The following is a 16,200-nucleotide window of genomic DNA, read 5'->3' on the forward strand; positions in this document are numbered from 1 at the left end:
TTGAAAGAGTTAAATTTTATCGGTCATTTTTTAAATTTACAAACAAACTAAACACAAGAGTGTTTCTTCCCTTAGGGAAGATTAAGATGGGAATATGAAACAATATCACGATTTAGTAAAGCACGTTTTAGAAAACGGAAACGAAAAAGGCGATAGAACAGGAACAGGTACAAAAAGTGTTTTTGGTTATCAAATGCGATTCGATTTAAGTGAAGGATTTCCTATGGTAACTACTAAAAAGTTGCACTTAAAAAGTATTGTATATGAATTACTTTGGTTTATAAAAGGTAATACTAATATTAAATACTTACAAGAAAATGGTGTAAGAATTTGGAATGAATGGGCAGACGAAAAGGGTAATTTAGGTCCCGTTTATGGGCATCAATGGCGCAATTGGAATAGTGATGAGGTAGATCAGTTAAATGAAGTTATTGCTACTTTAAAAACGAACCCAAACTCAAGAAGAATGTTGGTTTCTGCTTGGAACCCCTCTGTTTTGCCAGATACTTCTGTGTCTTTTTCAGAAAATGTAGCCAATGGTAAAGCAGCTTTACCACCTTGCCATGCGTTTTTTCAGTTTTATGTTTCAGACGGAAAATTATCTTGTCAATTGTATCAAAGAAGTGCAGATATATTTTTGGGTGTTCCTTTTAATATTGCATCTTATGCTTTGTTTACAATGATGATTGCTCAGGTTTGTGGTTATGAAGCAGGAGAGTTTATACACACTTTTGGAGATGCACACATTTACAACAATCATAAAGAACAATTAGAGTTGCAATTGTCTAGAGATATTAGGCCATTGCCAAAGATGAAAATTAATTCAGCAATAAAAAATATAGAAGATTTTACCTTTAACGATTTTGAATTATTAGATTACAATCCACATCCGCATATAAAAGGTAAAGTAGCAATTTAATACCTGAATACAATAAAATAGAAAACGCTTTAAATTAAAAACTTAAAGCGTTTTTTATATCTGTCATTTTAATTTTTTATAGAGATAAAACACTATTTTCTGCGCCAGCATATTCATTCCAAGCAAAAGCATCAGCTTCTGTTTCATTTGCGTAAGCACCATCTATTAAATATCTAAACTCGTAAGAAGAATTTGTTTCTAAATTTACTGTTCCTTTAAATGTACCGTTTTTTAACTTTTTTAATGGCGTAGCTTTTGCGTTCCATTCATTAAAACTACCTATAACTGCAACAGTTTTAGCTTCTTCTGCGGGTACAGTAAACGTTACTTTACAAACAGGTTTACTCTTCAAAAATTGTTTTTTAATAGCCATAATTTTTTAATTTTATCTCTTAATTAAATCTAATATAGGATAAAATTAAAGAAGACCTTCAACATAACAAACAGAATTTAAGTGTTTTATAAAAGAATTATCACTTTACCAATTTGTAGCTTTACAAAGTTCTTATTTAGTAATTTTTCTTGTATTCTATTGCTATGTTCTTAAAATTAGCAATTCTCTTTTAGCTTGATTTTCAGTAACTTTGCTCAGGTATAGGTCTCTTTGACCACTTATTTTTCTTAAAAATAGTTAAAATGAACATTTCTCAAAACATTTCAGCTATTTTTGTTTTTTAAAATAAACAACTATGATTACCGTAATTGCTGCTATTGCAGAAAATAATGCACTTGGTAAAAATAACGATTTGATATGGCACTTGCCTGCAGACCTAAAGAGATTTAAAAAGGTTACCACAGGTAATTATATAATAATGGGTAGAAACACATTTGAATCTATTGGCAAGCCACTACCAAATAGAACTACCATAATTATTACTAGAAATACAAATTATTTTGAAGAAGGTTGTTTAATTGCGCATAGCCTAGAGGAAGCTTTAGAGTTAGCAAAAGCACAAAAACAAATATTTATAATTGGTGGGGCTCAGATTTATAAAGAAACGTTGGCAAAAGATTTGGCAGATCAGTTAGATATTACATTGGTGCATAAAGCCTTTGATGCAGATGTTTATTTTCCTGAGATTAATAAAAAGATCTGGAAAGAAACAGCAAGAGAAGATTTTAAAGCTGATGACAAAAATAAATACGACTACAGTTTTATCTCTTATCAGAAAAACTAATTTATTCTATTCGTTCTAAAACCACCACCTAAATTTATATTATATTTTTGTTGTGCAAATAAAAAGTAATTGAATAATTTGTAGTTTACATCATAACCATAATCTATGTTTGGTTGATAATCGATGATGTTTTCGTAAATATTCTGATTAAAACGCGATGGATTTTGTGCTCTTAAATTCCAAGAAATTACCCAAGCTCTATTTCTAGCTTCTAAATAGTTTTGGTTGTAAAAACCTTTTGGTTGTGCAATTGAATTTAAGTAATTGTTAAAGCCAATATCTATAATAATAATTTTATACTCTAAACTGTCATTAGCAATTACTACAGGTTCTTCTTTTGTTAGTTTTGGGTTGTTTTTTGGTAAACCTGAACAAGACCAAAAAATAAAGGCAAGTATTAAAAAAGTTACAAGTTTTTTTATAATTTTCATGATTCTTAAAGGTATTAAATTTTTATGAATTGAAATTGTAGTTTGTGTTTCCTCATTTTTGTTAAATATATAGCCGTATTTCTAAATAAAACTTTCATTTAGTAAATAGGTATGCTTATTTAGTTAACCAGTTTTTATAGAAAAATACTTAAAAAAATAGATGATTTTTTATGATTTTTAGTAGTAATTTGCTTTTTAAAATTAAAGTATGAAACAAAGATGTTTTTGGGTTACCTCAAGTAAATTATACCAAGAGTATCACGATAATGAATGGGGTAAGCCAGTTTATGATGATAAAACCTTGTTTGAGTTCTTACTGCTAGAAACTTTTCAAGCAGGCTTAAGTTGGATTACCATTTTAAACAAAAGAGAAAATTTTAGAAACGCATTTGATAATTTCGATTACAGAAAAATAGCAAAATATCCAGAAAGTAAATACCAATCTTTATTACAAGATGCAGGTATCATAAGAAATAAATTAAAAATTAAAAGTGCCATTACAAACGCAAAACTTTTTATGCAGATTCAAGAAGAATTTGGCTCGTTTTCTAAATTTATTTGGGCTTATGTTAATGATAAACCTATTTTAAATCAGTTTGAAAATAGAGAAGACGTTCCTGCAACAACAACATTATCAGAAAAAATATCTAAAGACTTAAAAAAAAGAGGTTTTAAATTTGTTGGTTCTACAGTTATCTATGCATACATGCAAGCAATAGGTATGGTTAATGATCATACAAAAAACTGTTTTAAATATCCTGTTTTATGAAAATATTGCAAATACCCAAACAAGATTTAAAAAGACTTGGTTATGTTTTTCTAAGAAAAGTGGGCATTTTTATAGGTTTTATTTTTATACTTTTTTTTGATGGAACTTATTTCACAGAAAACTATGTAAATTCTCAAGTGCCTATAAATATGTTAGCATTGTTCAGCTTTCTTTGGATGTACAAAAGGGCTTTTCCAAGGGTTAGAAAACTAATGCTAATTGCAGTTATAATTGGTCTTTTAGGAGAGTATTTTTTTTCTGTTTATTTAAATATGTATACCTACAGATTAGGAAATGTGCCTTGGTATGTACCTCTGGGCCATGCAGCACTTTATGGTAGAGTTTTTATTTTTAGCAAAGACGTTTTAGCAAGAAAATATCACAAAGAAATAGAACAACTATTTAGTTATATTATTATAGCTTTTGCAACAGTGTATTTAGCTTTTTTTGCCGATGTTTTTGGTTTTGTAATGACCTTTTTCGTCTTTTTACTACTACACAAAAGACCTAAAGATAAACTGTATTTTTATACCATGTATATTGTAGTTGCCTTGTTAGAAATTGGAGGAACTGCCTTTGGTTGTTGGTATTGGCCTGCTTTTGCGTTTAATGTGTTTGATTTTTTACCTAGTAATAATCCACCAAGCGGAATTAGTTTGTTCTATTTTTTACTGGATATTAGCTGTTTTTTAATTTATTTTTTAATTTACAATAAAACATGGTCACGTTTTAAAAGTGTTAAAACTAAAAATTAGTGCTTTTTGTTATGCTGATGAAGCAGATTTTTACAATTTTAAATTGCTAGAGAAGGTGAATTAATGTCCCGTAAAAAAACGAATTGCCATAAAAATTAAAACAATTAAACCTCCATAAAGTAATACTTTTTTACCTGAATTTTGATAGTAACGTTTATGATTTTTAACATCTTTTTTGTAGCTATAAATCATTAAAGAAATAAAAGCAACAATAAAAAATATCATAAAAATAATTCTTCCTGTGGTAAAAAAAGCTAAAAACATAAGGTCGTATTCTTAATAAGTTATTTATTAAATTTAATTAAAAAGTATAAAATTTTTAAAAAATCGAGCTATTTTGTCTTTCTAAAAATAATATAAATTTTACAATACGAAATTACGAATTAAATAACTTTTAATAATTAAAATAGTATGAAAAATAAAATAGCTGCCGTACAAAAATTTCATAAGGCTTTTGGTGCAGGAATAAAACACAAACCAACAGCATCTATAGGAGAAGATAGAAATTTACTGCGTTTTAATTTAATGAAAGAAGAAAACGAAGAATATTTAGAAGCTGCTAAAAATAACGATTTGGTGGAAGTTGCAGATGCTTTAGGTGATATGCTATATATTTTATGCGGCACAATTGTAGAACATGGTATGCAAGAAAAAATAGAAGAAGTGTTCAACGAAATTCAGCGTAGTAATATGAGCAAGTTGGGAGAAGATGGCAAACCTATTTACAGAGAAGATGGTAAAATTTTAAAAGGACCCAATTATTTTAAACCAAATATTAAAGAGATTTTAGAGCAGTAAGTTTCTTAGATTATAGATACAGGATATATGAGACAAGAGACAAGAGACAAGAGACAGGAATCAGGAAACAAATTTCAAGAAACAAGATACAAGAATCAGGATAGCAAAGAGGTAATATTTAATAGAGTTTTTTTAGCCTTTTTGCAGAAGTTAGATTGAAATTATTTTTTTAGCATTTTAATCAAAATGAGTGATATTTTCTCTAACATAATCTAATGTAAGTGCAATAATATCATCTTCATATTTTTCGAATTCGTCATCTAAATCGTCCCATAAATCTATGTTTGCTTCTTTTTCCATTAAAATACTTCTTCTAGTATTTAAATCTTTAGGAACAGGAATTACGGGAAACAAGAAAATGGCCTTGGTTAAAATAGCTACAGTTTTTTCTGCTTTTATTGCCAAATATGCCTGAAAAATTTCATGCGTAAATTGCCCTGAAGAATCAAAAAAGAACTGAATAAAACCACCTTCTGTAACATTGTTTTCTAAAATATCGATATAGATAAAATTCTTTTCAAAATCATTTAAATTGCTAAAATCATCTCTTTTAGCAATTTTTTTTGTGATGATTTCTCCAATACGCGTAATTTTTTCGCTGTCACTATTTAATAATAAAGCAATCTCTGTAGAAGTCATTTTTTGTTTTTTTCTAGTTCTCTTTTTCGCATTGGCATTCCATCTATACTAGTAAAAATATTGTCTAAAGGTATTAACTTGTTTGCTGTTTGTTTTACAGCGCCGTCTAAACCTATTAAAATTGTTTTAAACTTTGTTTTTTCTAAAATAAATGTTGAATATAAATTAGAAGAGTTAATCCATTCCCTTTCAAAATTAACACCATAAGAAGTTGTATTAAACTTGTATAGTATTAATTTCCTTTCTAAAAATTGATGTTGTTTTTTATCAATTTCTAGTACATAGTTTCTAAAATCAGTATCATTTTTATCTTCAGTAAAAACCAACAACACTCTTTTTTGCCATTTGTGTTTCGTTAAATTCTGTCCAAAACTTATCAAACTAAAAAATAAAAGGAGTGTTGTTAACTTCATTCAAACTAAATTGATATTACTTTATTCCATGGCTTTTTTAAAAGCACTAAAACCGCCAACAATAGGTATTGTAATTTTAGTTTTGGTTAAATCTACAGTTAATTCTGTACCAGGTTTTGGTAGTAAGGTATATTCAGAATCACTAGAAAAAATAAGCAAACCAATTTGTTGTCCTTTTTTAATAATTTGGTCATCAGGTTGTAAATCAAAAGTCATTTCATAAAACTTACCTACTTTTAAAGGTTTACTTTTTGTAAGTGATTTGTAGTTTTGTAAATCTGCCCAACCACGCGTAATAATATTATCTGTTATTTTAGTTCTTCTTCCTTTATTCCATGGTAAAGAAACCAGATATACAGATAAATTTACAGCCTCTTTAGAACTGGCTGCTTTAATAGTTATTCTTGAAATACCAGAAATATGTACATCTTCTTTTAAAGTTGGTGTAACGTATAACAAACGGTGGTTTGTATAATCTGCCTGGGCCAAAGCTTCTGCAGAAAAAGAATAATTATCTACTAAGGTTTCTTTTTGTTTTGTTGTATTTTGTTTAAAAGTTAAAGTACCAATTTCTGGTGCATTTCCACTTAAATATAGCGTTACATTTTGTGCATCAGGATTTGGGTAATTTTCATAAGCAGTAGGTGAACTTTGTCTGTCATCTTCTCTAACAATCCAAGCTTTAGCATCGTTTTCTACATTATTAGCAACACCATGTAAATATTTGGTAAACCACCTATTCATCATTTTAATTGTTGGTGGTCCTCCATGTCCATTTTGGTGGTAATAGATTTGAGTAGGTAAGCCCATTTCTGTAGCTTTTTTATAGATTCTGTAACTGTGTTCTGGCATTACATTCCAATCATTAAAACCATGAGACATTAACAAGGCCGCTTTCATGGGTTGCATTTCATTTAAATAATCTCTACCTGCCCAAAAATCATTATAATCTCCAGTTTCTCTATCCATTCCGTTTGCCAATTCTGTATCTCTTACAACGCGGTTGTTTCTAGCTCTATTTTCTTCTTTGCCACTGTGAATAAAATCGTACAAAACATCTATATCTTCACCTAAATAACCACCTGGAGAACGCACCAAACCATTAGATCTGTAATAGTGATAGTAAGAAGTATTTGGTGCAATAGGTATAATAGCTTCTAAACCAGCTACACCTGTAGTGGCTGCTGCTAAAGGGATTGTTCCATTGTAAGAAGTACCTGTCATTCCTACTTTTCCAGTACTCCAAAACGCAGTAACTTTTTCGTTTCCTTCTCTCTCAGAAAAACCTTTAGCTCTGCCATTTAACCAATCTATTACAGCCTTTGGCGCTAAAGATTCATTATCTCCACCAACTGTTGGTGCACCATCAGATAATCCAGTTCCTGGGGAAGAAGAATGCACCACAATATAACCTCTAGGAACCCAAGTTCTAATTTGAGAATTCGAAATAATGGGTCTTTTACCTGTTCTTTGCACTTCTACATGCACAGGTTTTGGCATTTTTTCTCCTAATTCATGCTTTACATTCCAAAATAATTCTTTACCACCTCTTGCTACTCCTGCATAATATGGGCTAGATTCGTAAACTACAGGTAATTTTAAACCTTCAGTTTCTGTTTGTTTTGGTCTTGTTACAGCCACATGCATTCTGTCTAATTTTCCATCACCATCAGAATCAAATTCAGTTTCTACCCATAAATCATGGCGAATCCAATTTTCTGGATTTTTAAAACTTTCTACAACTTGAGCTTCACCGTCTTTAAAAATAGGTGTTACTTTTTCTTGAGCATATACCTGAATAATAAAAGTAAGTAATAGTATGTAAATTATTTTTTTCATCTGTATTGTTTTTCTCCTAAAGTCGGAAGTTTAGCTACTATTTTAATACTGTAAATTCTATACTAGAGTCTGTAAAAACACTGTGTGTTTGGGTTTTAAAATCTTTTTCATCTGCTTTGTAAATATTATCTACATACGTTTGCGGATTCAAATCAATTAACGGAAACCAAGTACTTTGCACTTGAATTTGTAATTTATGTCCTTTTTTAAAAGTATGAAAAACGTCTTGTAATTTAATGTTTACAGCTGTTTTTTTGTTCGGTGTAAAAGGTTCTGGAAACTCAAAACTATTTCTAAATCGACCTCTTAAAACTTCACTTCTAACCATTAAATGGTAGTTACTCATTTTTAAGTGATCTTGTAATTTGTCATTTTCTTTATCGGTTGCTAAGTCAGATGGATGCACGTCTATTACTTTTACAATCCAATCTGATGCAGTACCTGTTGTAGCCACTTTTAATTTCGCTAAAATATCTCCAGCAAGCGTATAATCTTCAGTTAAAATATCAGTTTCAAAAACCAATACATCTGGTCTTCTTGCAGCAAAACGCTGGTCGTCTGTCATGTATTTACGTGGTGTAAAAACCGTTTTAATATCTTCAGAATAGGGCACAGGTCGTTTTATATCACTAATGAAATTAATTTTTGCTGTTCCTTTTTTATTAGCCGTTAATTCTTGATTTTCAGATAAAAACCAATCTTCTTTTACTACATTTTTAGGTGGCCAAGCATCATAAGACTTCCATTCTTTTTTACCAGAATCAAAAACATAAGCTTCTGGCAAACCAGAGTTTTTATCTCCTGTTCCTTTTAAAAAGTGATTAAAAAATTTGGTTTCTATTTCCTTCTGATAATTTAAAGAAATAGAATCGCCAAAATAATAATTACCCACATAGTTTTTTTGCACAGAACTTGCCCATCTACCATGATCCCAAGGACCAAAAACCAACGTATTGTAATTGTCTTTACCATGTTTTTCTATGCCTTTATAGGTCTCTAAAGGTCCGTATAAATCTTCAGCATCAAACCAACCACCAACAACCATGGTTGCTACAGAGCTTGGTACTTTATTCATGTGCTGAATAATGCCTTTGCTTTGCCAAACAGAATCGTAATTTGGGTGTTCTGTAATTTCTTTCCAAAAGAAATCATCTATTTTTTCTTTGGAAGCCTTTCCATTTACATCTAATTTCTCATATTGAAAAAACTCGTTTAAGTTCTTTAAAGGCCCCTTGTCTAAAAAGAATTGATATTGATCTTGTGTGTTCATTTTTGGGAAAGAATACCAAGCAGCGTCTGTTGGTGTGTCTTTATAAGTGCCAAATAAAGAGATGGCTCTAAAATAGCTTAATAAAAATGCGCCATTATGATGAAAATCATCAAAAAAGAAATCGCCAATACAAGCTTGTGGAGAAGCCGCTTTTAAAGCAGGATGTGCATCTATTGCAGATACTGTTGCATAATGGCCAGGATAAGAAATACCCCAAGTACCAACATTTCCATTGTTGTTTTTAACATTTTTAACCAGCCAATCAATAGTGTCATAGGTGTCAGAAACTTCGTCAGATTCGTTTTCTTTTTTATTGGGTAAATAAGCACGCATGTTATCGTAAACGCCTTCACTCATCCAGCGCCCGCGCACATCTTGGTAAACAACAATATTACCTTCTTTCATTAAATGCACGTTTGGGGCTATTTTTGTTTTCATTTTTCCTTCCCCATAAGGCGCAGAACTATAAGGTGTTCTTTGCATTAAAATTGGGTATTTTTTAGAGGTATCTTTAGGCGAATAAATAGTAGTGTGCAACTTAATACCATCTCGCATTGTAATGGCTACTTCCTTTTTAGTGTAATTATCTACAACATAAGTGTCTTTTTTGTTTTTTTCTGATGTTTTATCTGCAGTGCAATTCATAAAAACAACGCTAATAAATAGGCAAGTAAAGTAGTTAAGGAGTGTTTTTTTCATAAGATGTTTGTTTTGTAGTGCCTAAAATTACAAAACAAAACAGAGTTAGTAGAAAAGGATTTGTTAAAATAAAACTTTATAAAAAGTAGATTGAATTGTGAAACTTATAGTTCTTAATATTCACTTCATTTAAATTACAAAGTACAGTAGAAATATTATTTTATCTGAATTGCATTATTCTTGCGTCTTTTTGAAATAAGATAAATCAATACTAAGAAATAGCTTCCAATAAAAATGATTATTTTCGCAGCTGATTAAAAAAGTAAATTAGAACAACAATTAAATAATTTTAAATGAAAGCATATATTTTTCCTGGACAAGGAGCACAGTTTTCTGGAATGGGGTTAGATTTATATGAAAAATCTGCTTTAGCACAAGAATATTTTGAAAAAGCAAACGATATTTTAGGTTTTTCTATTACAGATATTATGTTTGAAGGAACTGCAGAACAGTTAAAAGAAACAAAAGTTACACAACCTGCGATTTTTTTACATTCTGTAATTTTAGCAAAAGTTTTAGGAGATTCTTTTCAGCCAGAAATGGTTGCAGGTCATTCTTTAGGTGAATTATCTGCATTGGTTGCAAATGGTGTTTTATCTTTTGAAGACGGATTAACTTTAGTCTCTAAACGTGCTTTGGCCATGCAGAAGGCTTGCGAAGTGCAAAAATCTACAATGGCAGCTGTTTTGGGTTTAGAAGATAATGTAGTAGAAGAAACTTGTGCTGCAATTGATGGAGTAGTAGTAGCAGCAAATTACAATTGTCCTGGGCAATTGGTGATTTCAGGAGAAATTGAAGCTGTAGAAAAAGCCTGTGAAGTTTTAACTGAAAAGGGAGCAAGAAGAGCTTTATTGTTGCCTGTTGGTGGTGCATTTCACTCGCCAATGATGGAACCTGCAAGAGAAGAATTAGCTGCAGCAATTAAAGCAACTACTTTTAGCGAACCAACTTGTGCTGTGTATCAAAATGTGGTGGCAAAAGCGGTTACAAATCCTGAAGAAATTAAAGAAAACTTAATTGCTCAATTAACTGCTCCTGTAAAATGGACACAATGCGTACAAGCAATGATTGCAGATGGTGGAACAGAATTTGTGGAAGTTGGACCTGGTAAAGTATTACAAGGTTTAATGCGTAAAATAGATAGAAGTGTTGCCGCAAGTGGCGCTGTTATTGAATAGGTTTTAGAAGGAAGCAGTAGGAAGGAAAAAAGAACTTATAATCAAGAATCAAGAATCAAGAGGCAAGAAACAAGAAACAAGGAAAAAATCCCATTTTCATATTTGAAATTGGGATTTTTTTTGTTGTTTAAAACTTAAAACTAATTCCTAATTCTTAATTTTCTCTTGCGTTTTGTTTAGTAAAATTGGTTCTCCATAACCCAATTCTTTCATTCTTTCTAATTGCGTTTCTGCATCACCTACAACCAGCCAAATCATTTTACTAGGGTTTACATAATTGTTTGCTAACTCTTTAATTCTATCTGTAGTCATATTTTTTACTACTTTTTCTCTTTCTGAAACATAATCAGCTTTCATGTTATAATTACTAATGTTAGACAACATTCTTAATTTAGCACCAGCAGTCTCAAAAGCTCTAGCATTACTTTTAATTAAAAAACTTTTGGTAGTTTCTAAATCTTTATCAGAAAATGTTTCTGGATAATCTTCTAATATTTTTTTAACAGCTTGCGCAGATTCTAAAGTAACGTTAGAACGTACGCCACTAGAAATGGTAAATGCTCCTTTTGCTTTTGTGCCAGAAAAATTAGAACGAATTCCATAGGTGTACCCTTTTCCTTCTCTTAATTCTTGTGTTAATCGAGAAGCAAAACCACCACCACCTAAAATATAATTCATAACAGAGGCTGGGTAAAAATCTTTGTCTGTAGCTGCTAAAGCAGGGGCTCCAAATTGTAAAACAGATTGTTTTGCATTGGGTATATCATAAAAATAAACTACAGGTTTTGTTGGTGCATCTGGTGTTTTATATTCAGGAATGGTTACTTTTTTAGCTTTCCATTTTTCATTTAAATCATTTAAAGAAGCAGTTATATTTTCTTCAGAAATAGCACCTACAACTAATAATTTTGCCACACTTGGCGAAATGTAGTTGTTGTAAAAACTTTTTACATCTTCAATAGTTATCGATTTAACAGAGGAAATTGTACCTAAAGTATTTTTAGACCTCATATTTTCTTTACCGTAAATTAACTCATTATACGTATTTCTTGCCACCGCATTTGGATTTGCCTCTTGCTGTCTTAAACTAGTAACAGTTGCTTTTTTCAGTAAGCTGAACTCTTTTTCATCAAACCTTGGCTCTAATAACATTTCTTCTGCTAAAGCGAGAGTTTTTGTGTAGTTTTTGGCTAAAGTAGTACCACTAATTGTAATGCTCTCTTTATCAGAATACACAAAAATAGAAGCACCTAATTCTTGTATAGCCTCTTCCAATTCTTTTACCGTTTTGTTTTTTGTGCCTTTATTTAACAATTCTGCGGTTAGGTTGGCAACCCCTAACTTATCCATACTTTCTAATAATTGTCCACCATCAATAGTTAAATTAAAACGAACCAAAGGAACTTCATCATTTTCTATACCATAAATTTTTAAGCCATTTTCTAGGGTATTTTCATAAACTTTTGGAACAGCTAAAGAAGGCGTTTTACCATAAGGAGGCTCTTCACTTCTATTAAAAGATGATGGTGTTTTGGTATAAGTTGCTGTAATTTTAGGGTCAAAACTTTCTTCTGCACCAACCACAATTTTTTCTTCAACAACATCAGCTAATATAGAGCCGTCAAGTGCTAATTCTTTGGAATTTTTAGGTACAAAGCTAGTAGCAATGTAGTTTTGGTTTTTAATGTAGGTATTATAAACGCGCATTACATCTTGTGTTGTAACTCCTAATGTGTTTTTTATATCTTCAGTTACAAAACCAGGATTACCAGTGTACGTATTGTAAGACGCTAAATTTGTTCCTTTACCCAAAACACTAGATAAACTCCTGTAGAAATTTGTTTCTTGGCCTGCTTTTATTCTTTTTAAATCTTTTTCTGAAATTCCTTCTGCTTCAAATTTTGCAAAAGCTTTTTCTACTCCTGCTAAAACTTCGTCTAATTTTTTGTTATTAAAAGCTCTTATAGACAATTGAATTTCTCCTGCCAATTCAGAATTTCTGCTAAACATTCCTGTAAAAGAAGTGAGTTTTAAATCGTCTATTAAAACTTGATTCATAGGAGCAGATTTACCGTCTGTTAAATATTCGCTTAATACATCTAACGCATAAGCATCTTTATGATAACTTTCTACAGTAGGCCAAACCATAGTAAGTTGTGGTACTCTTGCAAAATTATCTTCGTAGTATAATTTTTTAGTTTCTTTTACAAAACCGGATCTTTTTTCTAAAGGCGCTATTTCTTCCCCTTTAGGGATTTCATCAAAATATTTTTTAACCCATTTTGTAGCTTGTTCAATATCTAAATCACCAGACAAAACTAAAGTAGCATTGTTTGGTACATACCATTTGTTAAAGAAATTTTTTACATCTTGTAAGGTTGCGTTTTGTAAATCTTCTAAAGAACCAATTACTTGCCAATTGTAAGGATGGTCTTTAGGATACAGATTTTTACCAATTACATATTGATTATGCCCATAAGGTCTATTGTCTACACCTTGTCTTTTTTCGTTTTTAACTACTTGTTTTTCTTTGGCTAAAACAGGTTCTGTAACTGTGTTTATAAAATATCCTAATTTGTCTGCCTCTGCCCAAATCATTTTTTCTAAAGCATCTTTTGGTACAGTTTGTAAGTAATTTGTTCGGTCTCTAGAAGTAGATCCATTAGCGCCAGAACCTCCAATTCTTGCACTCATTTTATCTAAACCGCCTTTTCCTAAATTTTCGCTTTCTAAGAATAATAAGTGCTCAAATAAATGAGCAAAGCCTGTTCTGCCTTCAATTTCTCTTGCAGAACCCACATGTACCATTAATTCTACAGCAACAACCGGGTCTGATTTATCTACATGAAAGATTACATCTAAACCATTTTCTAGTTCTATTTTTTTATAATTGATGCTAAGTTCTGGTGTTTTTTCTTCGGATGAGTTTGCGCAAGAAAATAGGAAAAGAATTGCTAAAAAAGCAAGAAATGTATTCTTCATGATTAAGTGGATTTTAGATTTTAAAACTACTAAAATGACAATGATAAAAATTAAGATTTTTGTTAAATAAAATGCAAAAATAAACCTTAAAAGCATCTGTTTTAAGGTTTAAATGTATCTGTATTTTAGGTAGTTACTATTTTTGTTGCTGTTGCCATTTCCAAGCAGAATCTAGGGCTTCATCTAAAGACTTTTCTGTTTTCCAGTTTAATTCTTTATTGGCAATTGTAGTATCTGCATAAGCAGCAGTAATATCTCCTTCTCTTCTGCCAACAATTTTATAATTTAAAGGTTTTTTAGAAGCTTTTTCAAAAGCTTTAATAACCTCTAAAACAGAACTTCCTGTGCCAGATCCTACGTTAAAAAACTCAAACTTTTCTTTATTTCTATTTTCTATTAATCTATTTAACGCAGCAATATGAGCTTTTGCTAAATCTACAACATGTATATAATCTCTAATGGCAGTTCCGTCTTCAGTTGAGTAATCATTACCAAAAACAGAAAGTTCTTTTCTTATTCCTGCCGCAGTTTGTGTTACAAACGGAATTAAATTTTGAGGAATACCCAATGGTAATTCGCCAATTTTAATAGATTCATGTGCGCCAATAGGATTAAAATAACGCAAAGCAATTGCATTTAATCCGTGTGCTTTACACGTTTCTTGTATAATTTCTTCTCCTATTTGCTTGGTGTTTCCATAGGTAGATTCTGCTTTTTTAACAGGAGCATTTTCTGTAATTGGTAGTTCATCCGCTTGGCCATAAACCGTGCAAGAAGAAGAGAAAATAAAATTATCTAATTTTCTATTTCTCATTTCTTGAAGAATATACACTAAACTGCCAATGTTATTTTCGTAATAATCTAATGGGTTTTGTACACTTTCTCCAACGGCTTTAAATGCCGCAAAATGTATAATTCCGTCTATTTTATTCGTGTCAAAAAAAAATTTGACATCACTTTTAATTCTTAAATCTATCTGGTGAAATTCCGGTTTTTTTCCTGTAATTTCTGTAATACTGTCTAAAACTTTTAAGGTAGTGTTAGATAAATCATCAATAATAACAACTTCAAAACCTTTATTTTGTAGTTCTACAACTGTATGAGAACCAATAAAACCTAAACCACCTGTAACTAATATTTTTTTCATTTTTAGCTTATGAAATTGTTAATGGTGCTTGTAATAAATTCTAATTGTTCAGTAGCTAACTCTGTATGCATTGGTAGAGAAATTACTGTTTTTATCAATTCGTTAGTTACAGGAAAGTCACTTTCTTTATAACGATTATCTTTATATGCTTTTTGAGAATGCAAAGCAACCGGATAATAAATGGCGTTTGGAATTCCTTTTTCTAACAAATGTTGGTGCAAATCATCTCTTTTGCCATTGGTTATTTGTAATGTATATTGATGAAAAACGTGGCAATCACAAACATCGCAAATTTGTCCACAACTATTTGTTGCATTAGATTTTGTAGTTGGTGTAATTATATTTTTATTATTTGCAAATGCATTGTTATAAAAACGAGCCGCATTTCTTCTTGCATTACAATAGCTATCTAAATTAGGTAATTTTGCTTTTAAAACTCCTGCTTGTATAGCATCTAACCTAGAGTTTACACCAACAACGTCATGATAATATCTGGTGTACATTCCATGATTTACAATTCCTCTAATGGTGTGTGCTAAATCATCATCATTAGTAAAAATTGCACCACCATCTCCATAGCAACCTAAATTTTTAGAAGGAAAAAAAGAGGTAGTTCCTACGTTGCCTATAGTACCTGCTTTCTTTTTTGAACCATCTTTAAACGTATAATTTGCGCCAATTGCTTGTGCGTTGTCTTCAATTACAAATAGATTGTGGTCTTTAGCAATTTCCATAACAGCATCCATATTTGCTACTTGTCCAAATAAATGAACGGGTACAATTGCTTTAGTTTTTGGAGTTATTGCCTTTTTTAAAGCTTCAATATTGATGTTAAAAGTATCTTTTTCTACATCTACTAATACAGGTGTTAATTTTAACAAAGCAATAACTTCTACAGTGGCTGCAAAAGTAAAATCTGCTGTAATAACTTCGTCTCCTTGCTCTAGACCTAAACCCATCATTGCAATTTGCAAAGCATCTGTACCATTTGCACACGGAATTACATGTTTTACATTTAGGTATTTCTCTAAATCCGCCTGAAATTCGTGTACTAAAGGTCCGTTTATATATGCAGATGTGTTTAAAACCTGTTGAATAGAATCGTTAACAGAATCTTTAATTTTTGCATATTGACCTTGTAGGTCTACCATCTGAATTTTTTTCATGAAGTTGCGTTTTTTTA

The 16,200-nt window shown here is 30.9% G+C and carries 16 protein-coding genes; 6 read left to right on the forward strand and 10 right to left on the reverse strand.

Annotated features, from left to right (window positions below):
* Nucleotides 1–94: 94 nt before the first annotated feature.
* Nucleotides 95–919 (forward strand): thymidylate synthase, encoded by an 825-nt coding sequence (locus Q0684_RS04265; protein WP_299012825.1) that lies wholly within the window; start codon nt 95–97, stop codon nt 917–919.
* A 76-nt stretch (nt 920–995) separates the two neighbouring features.
* Here the strand turns inward: Q0684_RS04265 and Q0684_RS04270 are convergent, their stop codons facing one another.
* On the reverse strand, nt 996–1,292 hold the full coding sequence (locus tag Q0684_RS04270; RefSeq protein WP_299012827.1) for an isoamylase early set domain-containing protein: 297 nt from the start codon (nt 1,290–1,292) through the stop codon (nt 996–998).
* Between the two features lie 316 nt (nt 1,293–1,608).
* On the opposite strand from Q0684_RS04270, the gene Q0684_RS04275 reads away from it, so the two are divergent.
* Nucleotides 1,609–2,097 carry a dihydrofolate reductase gene (locus tag Q0684_RS04275; protein ID WP_299012829.1) on the forward strand — a complete coding sequence of 163 codons (489 nt, stop codon included), beginning with the start codon at nt 1,609–1,611 and terminating at the stop codon, nt 2,095–2,097.
* On the opposite strand, the gene Q0684_RS04280 is transcribed toward Q0684_RS04275, so the two are convergent.
* Nucleotides 2,094–2,528 carry a DUF6146 family protein gene (locus Q0684_RS04280; protein WP_299012834.1) on the reverse strand — a complete coding sequence of 145 codons (435 nt, stop codon included), beginning with the start codon at nt 2,526–2,528 and terminating at the stop codon, nt 2,094–2,096. The two genes, Q0684_RS04275 and Q0684_RS04280, sit on opposite strands and share 4 nt — an antisense overlap.
* 208 nt (nt 2,529–2,736) lie before the next feature.
* Here Q0684_RS04280 and Q0684_RS04285 point away from each other — a divergent pair, with 208 nt between their 5' ends.
* Entirely contained in the window at nt 2,737–3,297 is a 561-nt protein-coding gene (locus Q0684_RS04285; RefSeq protein WP_299012837.1) for a DNA-3-methyladenine glycosylase I, read from the forward strand.
* Nucleotides 3,294–4,052 (forward strand): hypothetical protein, encoded by a 759-nt coding sequence (locus Q0684_RS04290; RefSeq protein WP_299012840.1) that lies wholly within the window; start codon nt 3,294–3,296, stop codon nt 4,050–4,052. Before Q0684_RS04285 ends, Q0684_RS04290 begins: the two co-directional genes overlap by 4 nt.
* Nucleotides 4,053–4,112: 60 nt before the next feature.
* On the opposite strand, the gene Q0684_RS04295 is transcribed toward Q0684_RS04290, so the two are convergent.
* Nucleotides 4,113–4,316 (reverse strand): hypothetical protein, encoded by a 204-nt coding sequence (locus Q0684_RS04295; protein ID WP_299012841.1) that lies wholly within the window; start codon nt 4,314–4,316, stop codon nt 4,113–4,115.
* Between the two features lie 147 nt (nt 4,317–4,463).
* On the opposite strand from Q0684_RS04295, the gene Q0684_RS04300 reads away from it, so the two are divergent.
* Entirely contained in the window at nt 4,464–4,850 is a 387-nt protein-coding gene (locus Q0684_RS04300) for a nucleoside triphosphate pyrophosphohydrolase family protein (protein WP_299012844.1), read from the forward strand.
* A 177-nt stretch (nt 4,851–5,027) separates the two neighbouring features.
* Here Q0684_RS04300 and Q0684_RS04305 read toward each other — a convergent pair whose 3' ends face one another.
* The 4 genes from Q0684_RS04305 to Q0684_RS04320 are packed head-to-tail and all read right to left on the reverse strand — an operon-like array spanning nt 5,028 to nt 9,656.
* On the reverse strand, nt 5,028–5,489 hold the full coding sequence (locus Q0684_RS04305; protein WP_299012853.1) for a DUF4375 domain-containing protein: 462 nt from the start codon (nt 5,487–5,489) through the stop codon (nt 5,028–5,030).
* Nucleotides 5,486–5,902 (reverse strand): DUF4174 domain-containing protein, encoded by a 417-nt coding sequence (locus Q0684_RS04310; RefSeq protein WP_299012860.1) that lies wholly within the window; start codon nt 5,900–5,902, stop codon nt 5,486–5,488. Before Q0684_RS04310 ends, Q0684_RS04305 begins: the two co-directional genes overlap by 4 nt.
* A 21-nt stretch (nt 5,903–5,923) precedes the next feature.
* Entirely contained in the window at nt 5,924–7,741 is a 1,818-nt protein-coding gene (locus Q0684_RS04315; RefSeq protein WP_299012863.1) for a Xaa-Pro dipeptidyl-peptidase, read from the reverse strand.
* Nucleotides 7,742–7,778: 37 nt separating this feature from the next.
* Complete coding sequence (locus Q0684_RS04320) at nt 7,779–9,656, reverse strand: CocE/NonD family hydrolase (protein WP_299012865.1); 1,878 nt, start codon at nt 9,654–9,656, stop codon at nt 7,779–7,781.
* 347 nt (nt 9,657–10,003) lie between these two features.
* Between Q0684_RS04320 and fabD the strand changes: the two genes are divergently transcribed.
* Entirely contained in the window at nt 10,004–10,888 is an 885-nt protein-coding gene (gene fabD, locus Q0684_RS04325; protein ID WP_299012867.1) for an ACP S-malonyltransferase, read from the forward strand.
* Nucleotides 10,889–11,035: 147 nt separating this feature from the next.
* Here fabD and Q0684_RS04330 read toward each other — a convergent pair whose 3' ends face one another.
* From Q0684_RS04330 to Q0684_RS04340, 3 genes are all read right to left on the reverse strand, one after another.
* Entirely contained in the window at nt 11,036–13,870 is a 2,835-nt protein-coding gene (locus Q0684_RS04330; RefSeq protein WP_299012868.1) for a pitrilysin family protein, read from the reverse strand.
* A gap of 136 nt (nt 13,871–14,006) precedes the next feature.
* The gene (gene galE / locus Q0684_RS04335; protein WP_299012869.1) at nt 14,007–15,017 is read right to left on the reverse strand and encodes a UDP-glucose 4-epimerase GalE; all 1,011 of its coding nucleotides are present in this window, start codon (nt 15,015–15,017) and stop codon (nt 14,007–14,009) included.
* Between the two features lie 2 nt (nt 15,018–15,019).
* On the reverse strand, nt 15,020–16,183 hold the full coding sequence (locus Q0684_RS04340) for a DegT/DnrJ/EryC1/StrS family aminotransferase (RefSeq protein WP_299012871.1): 1,164 nt from the start codon (nt 16,181–16,183) through the stop codon (nt 15,020–15,022).
* Between the last annotated feature and the right edge of the window lie 17 nt (nt 16,184–16,200).

The organism is uncultured Polaribacter sp. (genome assembly GCF_947503875.1).
GTDB lineage: Bacteria > Bacteroidota > Bacteroidia > Flavobacteriales > Flavobacteriaceae > Polaribacter.

What these genes read in the sequence shown, in the direction of transcription:
- Q0684_RS04265 (WP_299012825.1), top strand. Translation starts at nt 95, where the DNA reads ATGAAACAATATCACGATTTAGTAAAGCACGTTTTAGAAAACGGAAAC.
- Q0684_RS04270 (WP_299012827.1), bottom strand. Translation starts at nt 1,292, where the DNA reads ATGGCTATTAAAAAACAATTTTTGAAGAGTAAACCTGTTTGTAAAGTA.
- Q0684_RS04275 (WP_299012829.1), top strand. Translation starts at nt 1,609, where the DNA reads ATGATTACCGTAATTGCTGCTATTGCAGAAAATAATGCACTTGGTAAA.
- Q0684_RS04280 (WP_299012834.1), bottom strand. Translation starts at nt 2,528, where the DNA reads ATGAAAATTATAAAAAAACTTGTAACTTTTTTAATACTTGCCTTTATT.
- Q0684_RS04285 (WP_299012837.1), top strand. Translation starts at nt 2,737, where the DNA reads ATGAAACAAAGATGTTTTTGGGTTACCTCAAGTAAATTATACCAAGAG.
- Q0684_RS04290 (WP_299012840.1), top strand. Translation starts at nt 3,294, where the DNA reads ATGAAAATATTGCAAATACCCAAACAAGATTTAAAAAGACTTGGTTAT.
- Q0684_RS04295 (WP_299012841.1), bottom strand. Translation starts at nt 4,316, where the DNA reads ATGTTTTTAGCTTTTTTTACCACAGGAAGAATTATTTTTATGATATTT.
- Q0684_RS04300 (WP_299012844.1), top strand. Translation starts at nt 4,464, where the DNA reads ATGAAAAATAAAATAGCTGCCGTACAAAAATTTCATAAGGCTTTTGGT.
- Q0684_RS04305 (WP_299012853.1), bottom strand. Translation starts at nt 5,489, where the DNA reads ATGACTTCTACAGAGATTGCTTTATTATTAAATAGTGACAGCGAAAAA.
- Q0684_RS04310 (WP_299012860.1), bottom strand. Translation starts at nt 5,902, where the DNA reads ATGAAGTTAACAACACTCCTTTTATTTTTTAGTTTGATAAGTTTTGGA.
- Q0684_RS04315 (WP_299012863.1), bottom strand. Translation starts at nt 7,741, where the DNA reads ATGAAAAAAATAATTTACATACTATTACTTACTTTTATTATTCAGGTA.
- Q0684_RS04320 (WP_299012865.1), bottom strand. Translation starts at nt 9,656, where the DNA reads ATGAATTGCACTGCAGATAAAACATCAGAAAAAAACAAAAAAGACACT.
- fabD (WP_299012867.1), top strand. Translation starts at nt 10,004, where the DNA reads ATGAAAGCATATATTTTTCCTGGACAAGGAGCACAGTTTTCTGGAATG.
- Q0684_RS04330 (WP_299012868.1), bottom strand. Translation starts at nt 13,870, where the DNA reads ATGAAGAATACATTTCTTGCTTTTTTAGCAATTCTTTTCCTATTTTCT.
- galE (WP_299012869.1), bottom strand. Translation starts at nt 15,017, where the DNA reads ATGAAAAAAATATTAGTTACAGGTGGTTTAGGTTTTATTGGTTCTCAT.
- Q0684_RS04340 (WP_299012871.1), bottom strand. Translation starts at nt 16,183, where the DNA reads ATGAAAAAAATTCAGATGGTAGACCTACAAGGTCAATATGCAAAAATT.